This is a genomic window from Actinophytocola gossypii, assembly GCF_025165815.1.
In the GTDB taxonomy this organism is placed as follows: Bacteria; Actinomycetota; Actinomycetes; order Mycobacteriales; family Pseudonocardiaceae; genus Actinophytocola; species Actinophytocola gossypii.
Genome location: NZ_JAFFZE010000002.1, coordinates 41,695 through 59,211 on the forward strand (window position 1 = coordinate 41,695; position 17,517 = coordinate 59,211).

13 protein-coding genes are annotated in these 17,517 nt (G+C 70.7%); 3 read left to right on the forward strand and 10 right to left on the reverse strand.

Annotation, left to right across the window (positions count from 1 at the left end):
* Position 1: 1 nt before the first annotated feature.
* The 5 genes from JT362_RS00520 to JT362_RS00540 form a co-directional block, all read right to left on the reverse strand.
* Positions 2-1,081 (reverse strand): flavin-containing monooxygenase, encoded by a 1,080-nt coding sequence (locus tag JT362_RS00520; RefSeq protein WP_260188959.1) that lies wholly within the window; start codon positions 1,079-1,081, stop codon positions 2-4.
* A gap of 54 nt (positions 1,082-1,135) precedes the next feature.
* On the reverse strand, positions 1,136-1,420 hold the full coding sequence (locus JT362_RS00525) for a hypothetical protein (RefSeq protein ID WP_260188960.1): 285 nt from the start codon (positions 1,418-1,420) through the stop codon (positions 1,136-1,138).
* Positions 1,421-1,471: 51 nt separating this feature from the next.
* Entirely contained in the window at positions 1,472-3,970 is a 2,499-nt protein-coding gene (locus JT362_RS00530) for a penicillin acylase family protein (protein ID WP_260188961.1), read from the reverse strand.
* 89 nt (positions 3,971-4,059) lie between these two features.
* A complete protein-coding gene (locus JT362_RS00535; RefSeq protein WP_260188962.1) occupies positions 4,060-5,382 on the reverse strand; it encodes a protein kinase domain-containing protein in 1,323 nt (440 codons plus the stop codon).
* Between the two features lie 20 nt (positions 5,383-5,402).
* Positions 5,403-5,627, reverse strand: coding sequence for a hypothetical protein (locus tag JT362_RS00540; RefSeq protein WP_260188963.1), 225 nt, complete (start codon positions 5,625-5,627; stop codon positions 5,403-5,405).
* Between the two features lie 81 nt (positions 5,628-5,708).
* Between JT362_RS00540 and JT362_RS00545 the strand changes: the two genes are divergently transcribed.
* From JT362_RS00545 to ilvA, 3 genes are read left to right on the forward strand one after another with little or no spacing between them, the layout of a single operon-like run.
* A complete protein-coding gene (locus JT362_RS00545) occupies positions 5,709-6,569 on the forward strand; it encodes a Scr1 family TA system antitoxin-like transcriptional regulator (protein WP_260188964.1) in 861 nt (286 codons plus the stop codon).
* A complete protein-coding gene (locus tag JT362_RS00550; protein ID WP_260188965.1) occupies positions 6,566-6,757 on the forward strand; it encodes a DUF397 domain-containing protein in 192 nt (63 codons plus the stop codon). Before JT362_RS00545 ends, JT362_RS00550 begins: the two co-directional genes overlap by 4 nt.
* The gene (gene ilvA / locus JT362_RS00555) at positions 6,751-7,980 is read left to right on the forward strand and encodes a threonine ammonia-lyase IlvA (RefSeq protein WP_260188966.1); all 1,230 of its coding nucleotides are present in this window, start codon (positions 6,751-6,753) and stop codon (positions 7,978-7,980) included. Before JT362_RS00550 ends, ilvA begins: the two co-directional genes overlap by 7 nt.
* 191 nt (positions 7,981-8,171) lie before the next feature.
* Here ilvA and JT362_RS00560 read toward each other — a convergent pair whose 3' ends face one another.
* From JT362_RS00560 to JT362_RS00580, 5 genes are all read right to left on the reverse strand, one after another.
* Positions 8,172-10,319, reverse strand: coding sequence for an immune inhibitor A domain-containing protein (locus JT362_RS00560; RefSeq protein WP_260188967.1), 2,148 nt, complete (start codon positions 10,317-10,319; stop codon positions 8,172-8,174).
* A gap of 208 nt (positions 10,320-10,527) precedes the next feature.
* Positions 10,528-13,497 (reverse strand): glycoside hydrolase family 3 protein, encoded by a 2,970-nt coding sequence (locus tag JT362_RS00565; RefSeq protein ID WP_260188968.1) that lies wholly within the window; start codon positions 13,495-13,497, stop codon positions 10,528-10,530.
* 14 nt (positions 13,498-13,511) lie between these two features.
* Positions 13,512-15,770, reverse strand: a complete 2,259-nt coding sequence (gene yicI, locus JT362_RS00570) for an alpha-xylosidase (RefSeq protein ID WP_260188969.1) — start codon at positions 15,768-15,770, stop codon at positions 13,512-13,514.
* Entirely contained in the window at positions 15,767-16,585 is an 819-nt protein-coding gene (locus JT362_RS00575; RefSeq protein ID WP_260188970.1) for a carbohydrate ABC transporter permease, read from the reverse strand. Before JT362_RS00575 ends, yicI begins: the two co-directional genes overlap by 4 nt.
* Complete coding sequence (locus JT362_RS00580) at positions 16,582-17,517, reverse strand: carbohydrate ABC transporter permease (RefSeq protein ID WP_260188971.1); 936 nt, start codon at positions 17,515-17,517, stop codon at positions 16,582-16,584. The genes JT362_RS00575 and JT362_RS00580 overlap by 4 nt, the downstream gene beginning before the upstream one ends.

The following is a 17,517-nucleotide window of genomic DNA, read 5'->3' on the forward strand; positions in this document are numbered from 1 at the left end:
CTCACGCGCCCCGGCTAGCAACTCGTCGATCTTCAAGGCGTTCCTCTCCCAGCAGCTCCCGCAGGTCCCGCACGGCGGCCCGGCCGGCCCGGTTCGCCCCGACGGTGCTCGCCGACGGGCCGTAGCCGACCAGGTGGACCCGGGGTTCGGCGACGACCCGGGTGCCGTCCATGGTGATCCCTCCGCCAGGGCCGCGCAGCTCCAGGGGTGCCAGGTGGTCGAGCGCCGCGCGCCAGCCGGTGCACCACAGGATCACGTCGGCCGGCCGCTCGGTGCCGTCCGCCCACGCCACCCCGTCCGGCGTGATCCGCTCGAACATCGGCAGCCGGTCCAGCACCCCCGCCGACCGGGCCGCCGCGACCTCCGGGGTGAGCTGCAGCTCGGTCGCCCGCGCCACGGACTCCGGCGGCAGACCGGCCCGGACCCGCTCGTCGACCCGCGCGACGACCTGCCGCCCGTAGTCCTCGGTGAACGGCCCCGAGCGGAACACCGGCGGCCGCCGGGTCACCCAGGTCGTCTCCTCGGCGACACCGGCGATCTCCAGCAACAACTGCACGGCCGACGTCCCGCCGCCGACCACGACCACCCGGCGCCCTCGGAAGTCCGCCGGCCCCCGGTAGTCGACCGTGTGCGGCTGCCACCCGCGGAACTCGCCCTGGCCCGGGTAGTACGGCCGGAACGGCCTGGTCCAGGTCCCGGTCGCGTTGACCACCGCGCGCGCCGTCCAGTCCTCCTCGGCGGTCGCCACGGTGAGCAGGTCGTCCGGCCCGTACCGGACGGCGTCGACCCGCACCGGCCGGCGCACGTCGAACCCGAACTCCCGCTCGTGGGCCGCGAAGTAGGCCGGCACGGCGTCCGACGCGCGCTCCTCCGGCGCGGGCGGGGCGAACCGCATCCCCGGCAGGTCGAAGATCCCGTGCACGGTGGCCATCCGCAGGGTCGGCCACCGGTGTCGCCACGCCCCACCGGGGCCCGGGTTCGCGTCGAGCACGACGAAGTCGAACCCGCTGCGGCGCAGGAAGTACGCGCTGGACAGCCCAGCCTGCCCGGCCCCGATCACCACGACGTCCGCGTGCCCCATACCCGGCACAACGCCACCCGTCGCCCCGCCCATCCCGGCTCGGCGGAGATCACATCACGCCCGCACCACGTGCGCGCGCACGCGCTCGCCGTCCACCCAGCCCTTGGTCCGCGCGTATTCGATCATCGCGTCGAACTCGGCCCGCCAGGCGTCCTCGCCGGCCGCCCGCAGCGCCGCGATCCGCAGCCACGCGTGGTCGCCGTCCAGTTCGCCCAGCCCGGCGCCGGCGAGTGCCTCGGCCGCGGCTCGGTCGTCGATACCGGCCAGCTCGACGTGCAGCTGGCGCAGGTTCCGGACGTCCTCGACCGACGCGGTTCCGGCGTTCACCCGAACGTACATGCACCGATCATCGCCGGTCCGGCCCCGGCCGCCCACCGGTCACGTGCGGTCTCAGCTCGACGGCTCGAGCCGGATCCGCAGCGCGGTGTTCGCCTCGACGTCCTCCCGGCTGTAGTGGAGCGTGAACATCTGGTCCTCGGACCACGGCACGAACAGGTTCTCGTAGAACGGGCTCTCCGGGTCGCCGGACTGGCCGGGGTTGTTCATGGCCAGCGCCTCGTCCCAGTTGCCCGGTTCGGCGATGTAGCGCCACGACGCGCCCTCGTCGCCGACCGTCTCGTTGACCGGGCCCTTCTCCCTCGGCTCGATGTCGATGACGCCCCTGGTGTGCGGGTCGACCAGCTCGGAGAGCGGATGGATCAGCTCCTGCCGGTTGTAGAACCCGTAGCGCCAGGCGTTCGGGTCCGCGCCCTGGTCCTCGGTCAGCTTCCGCACCGCGGCCGCCAGGCTCGACTCGATCGCCGCGTCCCGGACCGCGACCGCCTTCCCGCCGAACCACCGGTCGGGGTGCTCGACCATGTCCACGGTCGTGGTGCTCGCCGGTTTGCCGATCGCCTCCACGGCCGCGCGGTCGTCGACCGCCGCCGCCAGCAACGCCTGCCCGAGGAACCCGTCGTCGGTGCCCGGGGCGCCGTGCAGGTCGGTCCACACGTCGAAGATCGCGGCCGCTGACGAGTCGAGCGACATCTCGTGGTCCCACTTCCGCAGGATGTCGAGTGCCTGGCGCACGGCCGGGTCGTCGGAGCGCACGTTCTCGATGGCGGCGGTGATCCGCCGCCCGGGGATCGACACGTGGTCGGTCTGCAGCTCCAGCATCGACTCCTGCGTCGCCTCGTCCATCTCGGCGAGCACCTCGCGGGTACGCAGCGAGCGCCACGGGTTGGCGGCCTCGAAGCCGATCTTGCGGTTGACGTACTTCGGCAGCGGTCCGGTCTCGTGTTCGTCGAACAGCCGCGACTCGTTGTTGGTCTGCAGCCACCCGCGGTCGGGGTTGTAGCTGACCGGCAGCTTGTCCGCGTCGTAGAAGCCCTTCCATTCGTACCGGCCGTCGCCGGGCACCGGCAGCAGCCCGTCCCAGTTCCGGCGCACCGGCGTGCGGCCGGCCGGCTTCCAACCGATGTTGCCGGCGGCGTCGGCGTACTGCTGGTTCTCGCCCGGCGTGCCCCAACGGTCCAGCGCGTCGAGGAAGCCGCCCCAGTCGTCCTCGCGGATGTAGCCGATGCTGGCGAAGTAGGCGCTCGTCCCCGGCCCGCTCCACACCGTCCGGACGCCGAACGCGACGTTCCGCTCCGGGTCCTCGTAGATCACCGGTCCGTGCTTGGTGAACTTCATCGCGGCCGTCTCCGACCCGCCGCCCCGGACCGGGATCTCCTCGGTCCGCACGTCCATCGGAACCCAGCGGCCCCGGTAGCGGTACTCGTTCGGGTGACCCGGCCGGGTGCGGTAGACGTAGAGGTCCTCCTGGTCGATGTCGAAGACCGTCAGTCCGAACGCGATGTCCTGGTTGTGACCGAGCGAGACCCCGGGCAGCCCCGGCTCGCCCGCGCCGATCACGTCCATCCCCGGCGCGTTGAGGTGGGCGACGTAGCGCAGCGACGGCACCGCCTGCGTCCGGTGCGGGTCGCTGGCGATCAGCGGCCCGTCGACCGCCGTCCGCCCCGGTGCCACCGCGAACGAGTTGGAGCCCTCCTCGCTCTCGCCGTGGTACGCCCGGTCACCCGGCCGGTCACCGTCGGCCGCCGGCCGGACTGCCTGCCCGTCGAGCGTCGGGCTGCCGAAACCGCCGAGCGCCGCCAGGTTCTCCTGGGAGAACGTCACGCCCTGGGTCGCCAGGTCGTAGACCTCCAGCAGCTCCTCGGGGTCCTCCGGCAGCAGGTCGAGGTCGAGGCCCTTCGGGACCTTGGTCTTCCAGCCCGCGTCGAGCGGCTGGCGGATGTTCTCGTACCGCAGCCCGAAGTCACGGGCCATGTAGGCGCGGTCGACCTCGCTGGTCAGGTTCCCGACCAGCGCGTGCGTGCGCAGCCGGACCACGTCCTCCGCCGCCCACTCGTCCGGTTGGTACCGCAGGAACTCGAACTCCCACGGCATCAGCTCGTCGTTCTCCCTGGCGAGCTCGATGTAGGCGTTGATGCCGGCGGTGTAGGACTCGGTGAGCCGCTTGGCGTCGCGGCCGTAGGAGCGCCACTCGGCCTCGATGTCGCCTCGGTAGGAGAACATCCGGTTGGCCCGGTCCTGTGCGACGTAGGCCGGTCCCAGCACCTCGGACAGCTGGCCGAGGCCCTTGCGCCGCCACAGGTCGATCTGCCACAGGCGGTCCCGTGCCGCGTTGAAACCCTGCGCGAAGAAGGCGTCGTAGTGCTCGTCCGCGTAGATGTGCGGGACGCCGTTGTCGTCGACCAGGATGTCGACCGGTTCGTTCAGTCCGTCGACCGTGTAGGCCCGGTCCTCGCCCGGCGCCGCCGCGCCGGGTTCGGGAATCGAGACCATCGTCGCCACCAGCGTCGCACCCAGCGCCAGGGCCTGCCACCCGCGTGCCGTCCGAGATCGCATACAACTGTTCCTACCACGGTAACCCCGCGGTCACCTAGCGTGGAATCTGTGATCCCGTCTGGACAGTCCGGATCGGACTGTCCGCATGGTCACTGCTCCCGACACTCGACAGTCGGCGCGTTCCTCGACTCGTCGGACGCGTCGACGGTCATGCCGACCTCGGCCGACGCACCCGGCGCGATGGTGACGTTGTAGTCGTCGTTGGTGACGGTGACGGAGGTGCCGTCCTGGGTGTCCTTGCCACCCCACAGGTTGTTGATCTCGTGACCCTCGGGCATGGTCCAGGTCAGCTCCCAGCCGGTCACGTCCTGGTCGCTCTCGTTGCGCACGGTCACCGCCGCCTCGTAACCGTCCGGCCAGGTGTTGCCCACCGCGAACGCCGCCGTGCACGCGGGCGCCGCCGGCGGCGGTGCCGAGGTGGGCACCGACGTCGCTGGTAAGGGCGTCCCCAGCGACCCGGTCGTTTCGCCGGAGTCGCTGACCAGTACGCCCACCACGATCCCGGCCGCGACCAGGGCCGCGGCCGACACCCCGGCCACCACCGCCCGCCGGGAGAACCGGCGTGGAGCGGGCAGCATCAGCGTCGGCGTCTTCGGCGACGGCGGCGCCACCGACCGGCCGTCGGCGGCCGCGGCCAGGATCTCCTCGGCCTGGGCCATCGTCGGGCGGGCCGTCGGGTCGCGGTGCAACAGCCACAGCAGCGCGCCGGTCAGCTCGCCCGCGCGGCGCGGCGGGTTCATCGTGCCCTTGGCGACCTTGTGCAGCAGGGCGATCGCGTTGCCGTCGACGCCGAACGGGGGTTCGCCCTCCAGCATCGCGTAGAGCGTGGCGCCGAGGGAGAACACGTCGGAGCGGGAGTCCGCCTCGGCGCCGCGGGCGACCTCGGGGGCCAGGTAGGCCGGGGTGCCGGCCAGGATCCCGGTCGCGGTGACCGACGTGTCGCCCTTGGCGCGGGACACGCCGAAGTCGGTGATCTTGGCGGTGCCGTCGGGGGTGATCAGCACGTTGTCCGGCTTGACGTCCCGGTGCACGATGCCGGCCTCGTGCGCGGCGGCCAGCGCCGACGCCAGCTGCGCACCGATCGCGGCGAGTTGCCTCGGCCGCAGTCCGACCCGGTTGGCCAGGCTCTCCGACGGCAGGTACTCCATCACCAGGCACGGCCAGCCCTGATGCTCCACCACGTCGTACACGGCGATCGCGTTCGGGTGCCGCAGCCGCCCGGCGATGCGTCCCTCCCGCATCGCCCGCGCGGTGGCCTCCTGTGCCCACGCCGAACCATCGATGAGCAGCTGCTTCACCGCGACGTCCCGGTCGAGCCGCTGGTCCCGCGCGAGCCACACGATCCCCATGGCCCCACGGCCGACCAACGACACGAGCCGGTAGCGGCCGCCGACGATCTCACCCGGTTCCACGGGGGAACGCTAGCAACCCCTCAGGTGGTCCGGGTCCGGATGGCCGCATGCCTCGACTCGACCTCGTTCAGAGCAGCGATGCCGTGGCGCAGCACCTCGCGCAGCGCGTCGGGGTGGAAGGTCAACGTGAGCCCGTCACACGAGATGTCGATCTCGGCACCACAGCTGACCCGGGAGCTGATCCGGCAACTGTCGCCGATGCTGACGGCGAAGGCGGGGTTCATGGCGGGCACCTCCTCGGTCACATGCCTGAACCATAAATCGGTTACCGTAACCAGTCAACGGTCCTGGTTATATCACTCGTGCATCTATGGTTAGATGCACCGGTGCCATCGTCATCGCCAACGGTCGCCGGCTGGGAACTCGTGCTCCGGCTGCGGGAACGCCGGGAGCAGCTGGGCGTCGAGGTCAGGAAGATTACCGACGCCCTCGGCTTCTCCCGGAACTACTGGTCCGCGGTCGAGAACGAGCGCAAGACGCTGTCGGAGGAGAGTCTCGTCCGGCTACTCGAACTACTGGAGTTCGACGAGGACGACACGCGGGAGCTGCTGGCGCTCCGGGACGCGTCCAGGCAGCGGGGCTGGTGGACCCGGTACTCGAGCCTGTTCGACACGGACCTGCAGCGCCTGTTCGGTCTGGAACACGGCGCCGAGAGCATCCGCGGCTACGAAAGCCTCCTGATCCCCGGCCTCCTGCAGACCGCGGACTACGCACGCGCGATCATGACGCCCAGCGTCACCGTGCGGAGGGTCGAGGTCGACCAGCGGGTCGAGGTTCGCCTGCGCCGTCAGGAACGCCTCACCGGCGAGAATCCGTTGCGATTGACGGCGATCATCAGCGAGGCGGCGCTCCGGCAACAGATCGGTGGCCCGGTCGTCCTCCGTGCGCAGCTCGACCATCTCGCTCGGACGATCGAAGAGCGCGCGGACAACATCGAAGTCCTGGTGATCCCGTTCACCGCGGTCTCCTGTGGATTGTTCGGGGCGGCGACGATACATTTGCTCGACTTCGCCAACGTCAACCTGCCGACCGTGGTGTGGCAGGAAACCGTGTCGTCGTGGGGAATCATCGACAGTGTGACTCAGGTGCGCGACATCGCGATCTCGTTCGACGAGGCTCGTAGGCATACCCTCAACCGTGAGGATTCGTTGAGTCTCATACATCGATCTACAAAGGAGCTAGCTTGAGCGTCAGGACCCGACGTGATTGGTTCACCAGTAGCTACTCGAGTGCGGCGGGAAGCTGTGTCGAGGTCAGGTTCGACCACGACGTGGTTCTGGTGCGGGACAGCAAGAACCGTGCGGACGGACGGCTTGTGATCGGTGTCCCCGGTCCGCAGTGGACGGCCTTTGTGGAGCGTGTGCGGGAATGGTGACCGACGCGGACGTCGCCGCGGCGGGGGAGCGGTTCGCCGGGGTGATCCCGCCGAGCCCGTTGCAGCGCAACGACCGGTTGTCCGCGCGGCACGACCTCGACGTCTGGCTCAAACGTGAGGACCTGAACGCCGTCCGCTCCTACAAGGGCCGAGGCGCGTTCACCTTCGTCCACACGCTCGCCGACGACCAGCGAGCCCGTGGGGTCGTGTGCGCCAGCGCCGGCAACCACGGCCAGGGCGTCGCCTTCGCCTGCGCCGCGCTCGGCGTCCGGGCACGGGTCTACCTCCCGCGCACGACCCCCCGCCAGAAACGCGACCGCGTCGCCCACCTCGGCGGCCGGCATGTCGAGATCGTCGTCGAGGGCGACACCTACGACGACGCGGCCGCCGCCGCCCGCGCGCACGCCGAAGCCACCGGCATGACCCTGATCCCCGCGTTCGACGACCCGCGCACGATCGCCGGCCAGGGAACGGTCGCCAAGGAGATCGTCGAGCAACTGGGCCGCGCACCGGACACACTCGTCGTGCCGGTCGGCGGCGGTGGTCTGCTCGCCGGCACCCTGGCCTGGCTCGGCGACACCGTGAACGTCATCGGCGCCGAGCCCCACGGCGCCGCCAGCATGGCAGCCGCACTGACCGCGGGCCGCCCGGTGCCGCTGGAGCACCTGGACCCGTTCGTCGACGGCGCCGCCGTGCGCACGGTCGGTCGGCACACGTTCGCACTGGTCGCCGAGCACCACCCCCGGCTCACGGCGGTACCGGAGGGACGGATCTGCGTCGAGATGCTCGACCTGTACCAGTCCGACGGCATCATCAGCGAGCCGGCGGGCGCCCTGGCTCCCGCCGCCCTCGGCGACCTCGACCTACCCGCGGGCTCGACCGTCGTGTGCGTGCTGTCCGGCGGCAACAACGACGTCAGCCGGTACGCGGAGATCGTCGAGCGGGCGCTGGTGTTCGAGGGCCGCAAGCACTACTTCCTGGTCGAGTTCCCCCAGGAGCCCGGAGCCCTGCGCCGCTTCCTCGACGACGTCCTCGGCCCGGACGACGACATCACGCTGTTCGAGTACGTCAAGCGCAACAACCGCGAGACCGGCCCCGCGCTGGTCGGCATCGAACTCGGCACCCCGGACGGCCTGGAACCCATCCTCAAGCGGATGGCGGCCGCCCCGCACCGGATCGAGCGGGTGCCGCCGGACAGCCCGCTGTTCACCTTCCTGGTCTGAACCCGGGGACGCTCGCGCCGGGTACGTCACGCGAAGTCGAAGATCAGATCGAGCACGACGAGCGCGAACATGAGAAGAAGCAAGACGAACGTGATGCGGTAAGTCGCCAGCAGCTCGTCAGGGCCGGCTCGTTCGCATGCCGACACGCGACAGCCCCCGACGCGCGTGGGCGCGGGGGCTGTCGCACCGGGTTACGCGCCGCCCGGTTGGGTCACGCCGTTCGCCGTCAGGGTGTACGGGGCGTACTGCTGCACCGTCTCCGTCGGCTCGTCGTAGGCGACCGTCACGACGACGGTCTTGAAGAGCATGAACGGGATCAGCTGCAGGGTGCCGAGCCGCAACGACTCCCGGCCGTCGAACTCGGCCTGCAGGCCGATCCGGTTGCGCTCGTCGAAACCGACGATCTTGACGTTCCAGTTGTCGACCTCGACCGGGTTGATCTCGGTCGGCGAGTCGAACGGCTCCAGGCTCGAACCGTCGCTGAGCACGTCGCCGCCCACGGTGACGTCATCCACCAGGATGCCGCCCTCGTTGACGCCGCCGTCGCTCACGTACCGCAGACCCACCAGCACGGTCTGCCCCGCGTACGCCGACAGGTCGAACGCATGCGGCTCGAACCCGTCGGTGGTGCCGTTCAGGCTCGGGCCACCGGGACCCGCGACGGTCTTGTCGCCGGCGACCGCGGTGTAGGTCTCCCCACCGTCGGTCGACACGACGACGTAGCCGTAGTCGTAACCCAGCTCGGCGCCGTACTTCGCGTCGAAACGCAGCGTCGGGTCGGCCGACGGCACCGCCACCTCGGCCACCGCGGTGGCGTTGATGTTGTTGCCGTTGCCCGACCACAGCACCGAGTCGCCCGGGCTGTCCGGATCGTCCGACACCGTCGTCCACTCGAGGGGTTGCGCGGGCAGCTGCGCGGCACCCTCGAACCTCAGCGACCGCAGGTCGTGGCCGCGCAGCTGCGTGCCGTTGGCACGCTGGAGCCGCACGTAGTCCGCGCCGTTCGGCGCGGCGCCCGGGTCGTCGTAGGACTGCGGGTTGTCCAGGTTCACCGTCGAGCGCAGGCTCGGCGTGGTCACCCTGCTCTTGCGCGTGCCGAGCATGATGCCCCGCCGCTCACCGACGACCTTGTCCAGCAACACCATCGACTGGTGGTCGTGCAGCACCTGCCACATGTCCGACACGCCCTCGGCCTCCAGCGCGGCGTCGAGGCTGGCCAGCCCCTGGTGCTCGCCGTCCTGGTGCAGCCTGGACATGAAGTCCGCGCCGTACCGGTCGTACAGGAACTGCATGATCGAGTACGCGTTGCCGTAGTCCGCGAGCACGGCGTTCGGGCTGTCCCCGTCACCCCACAGGGTGAGCGAGTTCTCCGGACCGCCGCAGTCCCTCGGGTTCTGGTTGAACGGCGTCTCCACCGTGCCGAAGCCCTGGAAGCAGTACAGGTGACTGTCGCCGCCCTCGTCGAACACGGTCAACCGGGTGTCGACGTAGCCCACGAGCGTCTGGGCGAAGTCGGACAGGCCCTCGTTGATCCAGTTCCCCTCGAACGGGTCGGTGTAGTACATCAGCAGGTGCTGCCACTCGTGCGCGAACGTGCCCTCGTACAGGCGCGGCCGGCCCGGGCGGCTGGTGCACAGGTCGTCCGTGGGCTCGTCCGGGGGAGCGGCCCCCGTGCGGTGCGCCCAGTCGTACGCGTCGATGGTCATCACGTTGCGGTCGAACAGCTCGTTGAACTGCCCGGAGAAGAAACCGGCGATGTAGGTCGGCGCGGCCGGGAAGTCGTAGTAGTTGTCGTCCCGGACGTTGTCGATGAGCGCGACGGTGTTGTCGCCGTCGCCGGTGTAGTCGCCGTCGAGCTGCGCGTTGGTCCCGTCGCGATCCGGCGGGGTCGAGAAGGTCGCCGTCTCCTTCGGGTACATGTTGTTGTCGAACTCGTTGACGAGGTCGGCGACCTGCGCGTCGGTGACCTCGGTGGAGTTCGGGATCTGCCGTCGGCAGTCCCCTTCCGGGAACGCGATGTCGTTCGCGACCCAGACCTCGATGTGCTCGCCGACGCCCCGCAGCGTGTAGTCCTTGCGGTAGAGCGTGCCGTTGAGGTCGTCCAGGCCCAACCACTGCCGGACGGTGCCGACCGGAGGCGTCGCCGCGGCCGCGGTGCGGCTCTTGGCGGCCTTCGGCTGGTAGCTCGACGGCGTCTGGACGGGCTCGCCGTCCAGACTGAAGCTCTTGCGGGTCAGCTCCCTGGTGTCGTCGACCGGCGTCGCCGGCGCGGCCTCCGGGGCGGCGCCCGCGGTGGACGCCGGCAGGACCTGCACCAGGGGAACGAGCAGCACCGCCACTGCGGCCGAGGCTAATCGGCTTCTTCGCATTGAATCCCTTTCGCTCCGAGCGCCGCATCGCAGGGAGACGCGCATGCGAGCGCGGGTCGTGCGTGTTTCCGTACCTGAGAGGTTCGATCCGGGATGTCCTGTCGTTTCACCCCGTGATCACGTGCATCCGTTCGGACGATCGGATCCGACTAAAGTAGGAAGCCGAGCGGGGTAACGATCAACGCAGCGTGAACGAATCGAGCCGAACCTGGCCGGTGAACACCAGGTACACGTCCCGCCTGCCCCGCACGCCCCGCACCCGGGCGGTGGTCGTGGCGTACGCGTAGACGTCGCCAGTGGACTCGACCACCGCGGTGCCGGCCAACTGCCCGGCCGGGTCGTCCAGCCGGACCTCGATGCCCGCCGTACCCGGCTCGGCCCTGGCCACCCGCGCGGTGAACGTCTCGGCCCGGTCGAGGTCGCAGTCGGCGAACCGGAGCCAGTCGCCGGCACCCGCGCCGACGGCGTCCCCGCGTTCCTTCGAGGTGTCGACCAGCTCGACCCCGGCGTAGTCGTCGAAGTCCACGCCCCGGGTGGGCCGGGACAGGTCCCGCGCCGGAATCGTTTCGCCGTGCACCCGCACCGACTCCCGGCGGCGCACGTCGGCCGACGACGCGCCGACCAGCACGTCGTGCGTGGCCCGCTCGACCACCCACCGGCCCCTGGTCACGTCCCAGTGCCCGAGGTCGCGCGCCGGGAACGACAGCCGCACGGTCCTGGTCCGCCCCGCGGGCACGTGCACCCGCTCGAACGCCCGCAGCCGGCGCCTCGGCTGCGGGTTCCTCGACTCGCGCTGGCGGGTGTAGACCTGCACGACCTCGTCGCCGTCGACCCCGCTCGTGTTCGTGACCTCGACCGTGACCCGGACCGTCCCGTGCGGGCCGACGTGTTCGGTCACCCTCGGCCGGCCGTAGTCGAACGTGCTGTAGGACAGGCCGTGACCGAACGGGTAGAGCGGGTCGCCGTCGAAGTACAGGTAGGTCCGCCTGGCCTTGATGATGTCGTAGTCGAGGATGCTCGGCAGGTCGTCGTCGGACCGGTACCAGGTCTGGGTGAGCCGCCCGGCCGGGTTGACGTCGCCGAACAGCACGTCGGCGATCGCGTTGCCGGTCTCCTGGCCCGCGTGGCTGGTCCACAGGATCGCCGGCACGTGCTCCTGCTCCCAGGTCAGCGTGGTCGGGTAGCTGTTCTCCACCACCACGACCGTGTTCGGGTTCGCCGCGTGCACCGCCCGGACCAGCGCGGACTGGCTCTCCGCGAGCGCCATCGTGGTGCGGTCGTGGTCCTCGCGGCCGTTGATGAACGGCATGCTCCCGACCACCACCACCGCGGCGTCGGCGTCGCTCGCGGCGGCCACCGCGCCGTCCACGCCGCTGCTGACCGTCTCCACCACGAACCGCGCGGCGCCGGCCGCGTCGGGGGAGCCGAGGACGAGCGTGCCGTCGGCGGCGACGGTCAGGTAGTTGTTCGGGCCCTCCCAGTCGTTCACCGTCTCGTAGCCGACGTACTTCACCACGACCGCGGCACCGACGTCCTCGAACGTGAACTGCTGGTGCACGAACCAGTCCCTCGGCTGCGGCGCCCGGTTCACGAACCCGCTGGTGGCGCCGAACCCGTCGCGTTCTACGTACCTGCCGTTGGCGGCACTGCGCAGCGTCACCACGCCCTGGCCCCAGCCGAACACGTCGAACCACTCGGTGGTCCCGGCCGACGCCCCGGTCACCGCCAGCGGCGCGCCCTCCCCGACGCCGGCGGTCACGTACCGCCCGGTGTCGACCGACCGGAGCGCGACCCGGTCCACCGCCTCGCCACCGGTCACCGTGCCGTGCTCGCCCAGCCGGGCCGCGATCCCGGCCCGCGGCGTGACCCGGTACGGCATCCCGCCGGAGTACCAGTCGGTGTAGAGCGTGTCCGCGAGCGGGCCCACCACCGCGACCCGTCCGTGCGCGGGCAGCGGCAGCACCCCGTCGTTCTTCAGCAGCACCGCCGCCGCCCCCGCGGCCCGGCGCGCGAGCCGCCGGTGTGCCGGGCTGTCCACCGCGTCCATCGTGATCCCCGCGTACGGGCCGCCGTCCGGGTCGAACTCGCCGAGCCGGAACCGGATCGACAGGATGCGGCGCACCGCCCGGTCCACGTCGGACTCGGCGAGCAGGCCGGCGGCGAGCGCGGCGCGCACCGACGCGGTCGTCGGCCCGGCGTCGGTGTTGTCGACGGTGAAGCTGTCCAGCCCGGCCTTGAGCGTGGCCGCGTTGCCCTCGGTGAGCGTGGGGTAGTAGGCCTGCGAGCCGATCAGGTTGTTGGGTCCGCCCGCGTCGGTCACGTTCATCAGCGTCTGGTCGGTCCACGAGCGGACCACGTCGTCGTGGTCGGCGTGCGCGGTCATCGGGCGGCCGTTGACCAGGTTGTAGGCCGCCATCACCCCGGTCGCCGCGTCGCTCGCGATCGCCGGGCGGAACGCCAGCTCGTCGTACTCGTGCTTCACGCGCGGCCGCAGGTTCGACGAGGTGCGGTCGCGGCGGATCTCGTTGTTGTTGGCCAGGTAGTGCTTCAGCGTGGGCGCGGTCCGCAGGTGGTGCGGGTGGTCGCCGCGCATCCCGCGCGCGTACGCGGTGGAGATCACGCCCGTGAGGTGCGGGTCCTCGGCGTAGCCTTCCTCGTTGCGGCCCCACCTCGGGTCGCGCAGCAGGTTCACCACCGGCGCCCACAGGTTCAGCCCCCACACGTCCGGGTTCGCCGAGTGGTAGCCCCTTGCCTCGACGCCCACCGCGGTGCCGACCTCGCGGATCAGCTCCCGGTCCCACGTCGACCCGAGCCCGACCGCCTGCGGGAACACGGTCGCCGTCGCGGTCCGCACGGCGCCCGGTTCCGGTGTGGAGTGGATGTCGGTGGACCAGGCGAGGCCGTGCAGGGCCTCGGTGCCGGTCTTGAACCGGCCGATGCCGAGCCGGGGGACCGGCGGCTGGTACTGGTGCAGCAGGGACACCTTCTCGTCCAGGGTGAGCCGGCCGAGCAGGTCGTCGATCCGCCGCTCCAGCGGCAACCGCGGGTCGCGGAACCGGTGCCGGGTGGCGGTGGCGATGCCGGGGGCGGCGCTGATCGCGGTGACCGCGCCGGCGGCGGTGAGGAACACGCGTCTGCTGATCGACATGAGGGGACTCCTCGTCAGGCGGGGACGGTGATGGACGATCCGGTGGCGTCCACGGGCTGGGCGCCGTTCAGCTGGACCCGCCAGCGCGCGGGCGGGTGGTCGACCTCGACGCGGACGGTGTCGCCGCGCCGGGTGGTGGTGAACACGCAGGCGACCTCGCCGGCCACGGTCGGGATCACCGTGGTGACCGTGTCGCCGTCCACCGGCTCGAAGATCCGCAGCGTGACGCCGTCGGCGTAGTCGTACTCCGGCCGGTCGTCGACCGCGCCGACCGGGACCACCGAGCCGGGCCGCGCGAGCAGCGGCACGCTGTCGAACCCGTGCCGCTCCCGCACCCACCGCGGCCCGGTGACCCGCTCGCCGGTCAGCACGTGTGTCCAGACGCCGTCGGGCACGTAGAACTCCACCGTGCCGTCCGCGGTGAACACCGGCGCCACCAGCAGGTCGCCGCCGAGCAGGTACTGCCGGTCCAGGTACGTGCAGGCCGGGTCGTCCGGGAACTCGACGACCATCGCGCGCAACGTCGGCACCCCGTCCAGGTGCGCGACCCGCGCCGCCTGGTACAGGTACGGCATCAGCGACGCCTTGAGCTTCGTGAACCGCCGCAGCACGTCCACGGACTCCTCGTCGAACGCCCACGGCACCCGGTAGGAGTGGTTGCCGTGCAGCCGGCTGTGCGAGGACAGCAGCCCGAACGGGATCCACCGCTTGAACAGCGCCGGGTCCGGGGTGCCCTCGAACCCGCCGATGTCGTGGCTCCAGAACCCGAACCCGGACATCGCCAGCGACAGCCCGCCGCGCAGCGTCTCGGCCATCGACGGGAACGTGGACAGGTTGTCCCCGCCCCAGTGCACCGGGAACCGCTGGCTGCCCACGGTCGCCGAGCGGGCGAACACCACCGCGTCCCGTTCGCCGCGCCGCTTGCGCAGCAGGTCGAACACCGTGCGGTTGTAGAGGAACGTGTAGTAGTTGTGCATCAGCTCCGGGTCCGAGCCGTCGAAGTAGGCCACGTCGGTCGGGATCCGCTCGCCGAAGTCGGACTTGAAGCAGTCCACCCCCAGGTCGAGCAGCGCGTCCAGCTTCGCCGCGTACCACTCCCTGGCCTCCGGGTTGGTGAAGTCGACGATCCCCATCCCCGGTTGCCAGCGGTCCCACTGCCACACGTCCCCGTTGGGCCGGCGCAGCAGGTACCCGCGCGCCATCCCCTCGGCGAACAGCGGCGACCGCTGCGCGATGTACGGGTTGATCCACACGCACACCCGCAGCCCGCGGGCCTTGAGCCGGGCGAGCATCCCGCGCGGGTCGGGGAACACCCGAGGATCCCACTCGAAGTCGCACCAGCTGATCTCCCGCATCCAGAAGCAGTCGAAGTGGAACACCGACAGCGGCAGGTCCCGCTCGGCCATGCCCTCCACGAACGAGGTCACGGTCCGCTCGTCGTAGTCGGTGTTCCACGACGTCGACAGCCACAGGCCGAACGACCACGCCGGCGGCAGCGCGGGCCGCCCGGTCAGCGCGGTGTACCTGGCCAGGATCTCCTTCGGCGACGGCCCGTGGATCAGGAAGTACCGCATCGACTGCGCCCGCACCGAGAACTGCACCCTGGACACGTCCTCCGAGCCGACCTCGTACGACACCAGCCCCGGATGATCGACGAACACCCCGTAGCCGGCGTTGGTCAGGAAGAACGGCACGTTCTTGTACGCCTGCTCGCTGCTCGAGCCGCCGTCGGCGTTCCAGACGTCGACCACCTGGCCGTTGCGGACCAGCGGGCCGAACCGCTCGCCCAGCCCGTACACCGCGTCCCCGACGCCGAGCGCGAGCCGCTCACGCAGGAAGTGACCGTCCGGAGTGGACATGATGGCCATGTCCTCCGGCCCGCTCGTGGTCAGCACCCGGCCGTCCGCGACGAACTCCACCCGCCACGGCCGTCCGCGCGCGACCCGCACCGACAGCGCACCCGACGTCAGTACCGCGACGTCCTCGTCGACCGACACCGTCCCGCCGCCGTTCTCCTCGGCGACCTCGAACCGCGGCCCGGGGTTCGCCGCACCGGCGAAGTGCGTGAGCCGCACCCCGATCACGCCCGGCATCGGTGCGGTCAGGTCCACGGTGAGCACCGGACCGCGTTGCAGGTCGACCCGTTCGTGGATCGGGAAGGTCGGCGCGAGGACCCGCAGGCCCTCCGCGGTCGCGGCGGCGTCCAGTACCTCGGCCGGATAGGCCGGGACGACGCCCTCGCGCATCAGCCAGTGACCGTCGGTGAACTTCATCTGATCGCTCCCACCGCGATGCCCCGGGTCAGTGTCCGTTGGAAGATCAGGAAGAACACCACCGCCGGCAGGATGCCGAGCAGCGCCGACGCGCTCTGCGCGGTGGCGTCCATCAACCGCTGGCCCTGGAGCACGCCGAGCGCGACCGGGACCGTCTGGTTGTCGTTGGAGATCAGCATGATCATCGGGATGAAGAACTCGTTCCACGTCCAGATGAAGAAGAAGACCAGCAGCACCGACAGCGTCGGCCAGCTGATCGGCACCACCACCCGCCACAGCACCTGCCACCGGCTCGCGCCGTCGATCCGCGCCGCCTCCAGGATCTCGCGCGGGAACGTGGCGAGCACCGAGGCCAGCAGGTAGGTCCCGAACGCGCTCTGGACCGCGGTGAAGATGATGATCACCGCGAGCTTCGTGTCGTACAGGCCGACCTCCTTGGCCAGGTAGTACAACGGGTAGACCAGCACCTCCTGCGGCATCAGGTTCGCCAGCAGGAACACCGCGACGATCCACAGCCGCCCCCGGATCCGCCCGATGCCGAGCGCGTAGGCGGTCACGATCGACACCCCGACCGCGAGCACGGCCACCGAGCCGGCGATGACCGTGCTGTTCGCGAGCTTGAGCCCGAAGTCCACCCGGTTCCAGAAGTCCACGATCCCTTGCAGGTGCAGGCTTTCCGGCAGCCCCAGCGGCCCGTTCGCGGCGTAGTCGGCCGGCGACTTCACCGCGTTCAGCGCCACCAGCAGGAACGGGAACAGCGTCACCAGCGCGAGCACCACCAGCAGGGCCAGCACCAGGTTCCGGCGCAGGGTCACGGTTCCCTCCTGCTCTGGGCGCGCAGGAACAGGAACGTGAGGCCCACGATGATCGCGGTCAGCACCGTCGCGATGGCCGCGCCGTAGCCCACGTTGGCCTTCTCGAAGAAGTTCTGGAACGAGAAGTACGACGGCGTGTTCGTCGACCCACCTGGCCCGCCCCTGGTCAGCACGAAGATCTTGTCGAACGACTTCAGCGCGGCGATCGTGCACGTCAGCAGCACCACGAACACCTCGGGCCGGATCTGCGGCACGGTCACCGACCACAGCCGCTGCCACCACGACGCCCCGTCCAGCTCGGCCGCCTCGTACAGCTCCGGGTCGACCCGCTGCAGGCCGGCCATGAAGATCACCAGCGGGTAGCCGAGCTGGATCCACACCAGCACCGCCATCACCGACAGCAGCGCGGTGTTCTCGTCGCCGAGCCAGTTCTGCGTCCACGAGTCCAACCCGAGGAACCGCAGCAGCGCGTTCGCCGAGCCGTACTCGGGATGCAGGATCCACCCCCACACCACTCCCGCCACCACCGCGGGCAGCACCTGCGGCAGGTAGAACGCCGCGCGCAGTGTGCTGGTCGTGCGTGGATGCCGCTTGGACACCACGTCGAACAGCGCGGTGGCGAGCAGCAGCCCGAGGAACGTCGGGACGACCGCCATGGCCACGATCAGCGCCAGGTTGTTGCGGAACGAGATCCAGAACGTCTCGTCGGCGAACAGCGTCCGGTACTGCTCCAGCCCGACCCAGTCCGGCGACCCGACGCCCTGCCACTCGGTGAAGCTGATCGCGACGTTCATCCCCAGCGGGATCGCGATCACCACCACGAACAGCAGCACCCCGGGGATCAGGTACGGCAGGTACCCGCGGTCCCGTCGCCGCGCCCGGCCCGGTGGCGCGGCCGGTGGCCTCGGCGGCGCCTTCGTCAGCAACGCCAT

Bases quoted from the DNA above. Each gene is read 5' to 3' on its own strand.
- JT362_RS00520 (WP_260188959.1), bottom strand. From the start codon at position 1,081: ATGGGGCACGCGGACGTCGTGGTGATCGGGGCCGGGCAGGCTGGGCTG.
- JT362_RS00525 (WP_260188960.1), bottom strand. From the start codon at position 1,420: ATGTACGTTCGGGTGAACGCCGGAACCGCGTCGGTCGAGGACGTCCGG.
- JT362_RS00530 (WP_260188961.1), bottom strand. From the start codon at position 3,970: ATGCGATCTCGGACGGCACGCGGGTGGCAGGCCCTGGCGCTGGGTGCG.
- ilvA (WP_260188966.1), top strand. From the start codon at position 6,751: ATGGTGACCGACGCGGACGTCGCCGCGGCGGGGGAGCGGTTCGCCGGG.
- JT362_RS00565 (WP_260188968.1), bottom strand. From the start codon at position 13,497: ATGTCGATCAGCAGACGCGTGTTCCTCACCGCCGCCGGCGCGGTCACC.
- yicI (WP_260188969.1), bottom strand. From the start codon at position 15,770: ATGAAGTTCACCGACGGTCACTGGCTGATGCGCGAGGGCGTCGTCCCG.
- JT362_RS00580 (WP_260188971.1), bottom strand. From the start codon at position 17,517: ATGGCGTTGCTGACGAAGGCGCCGCCGAGGCCACCGGCCGCGCCACCG.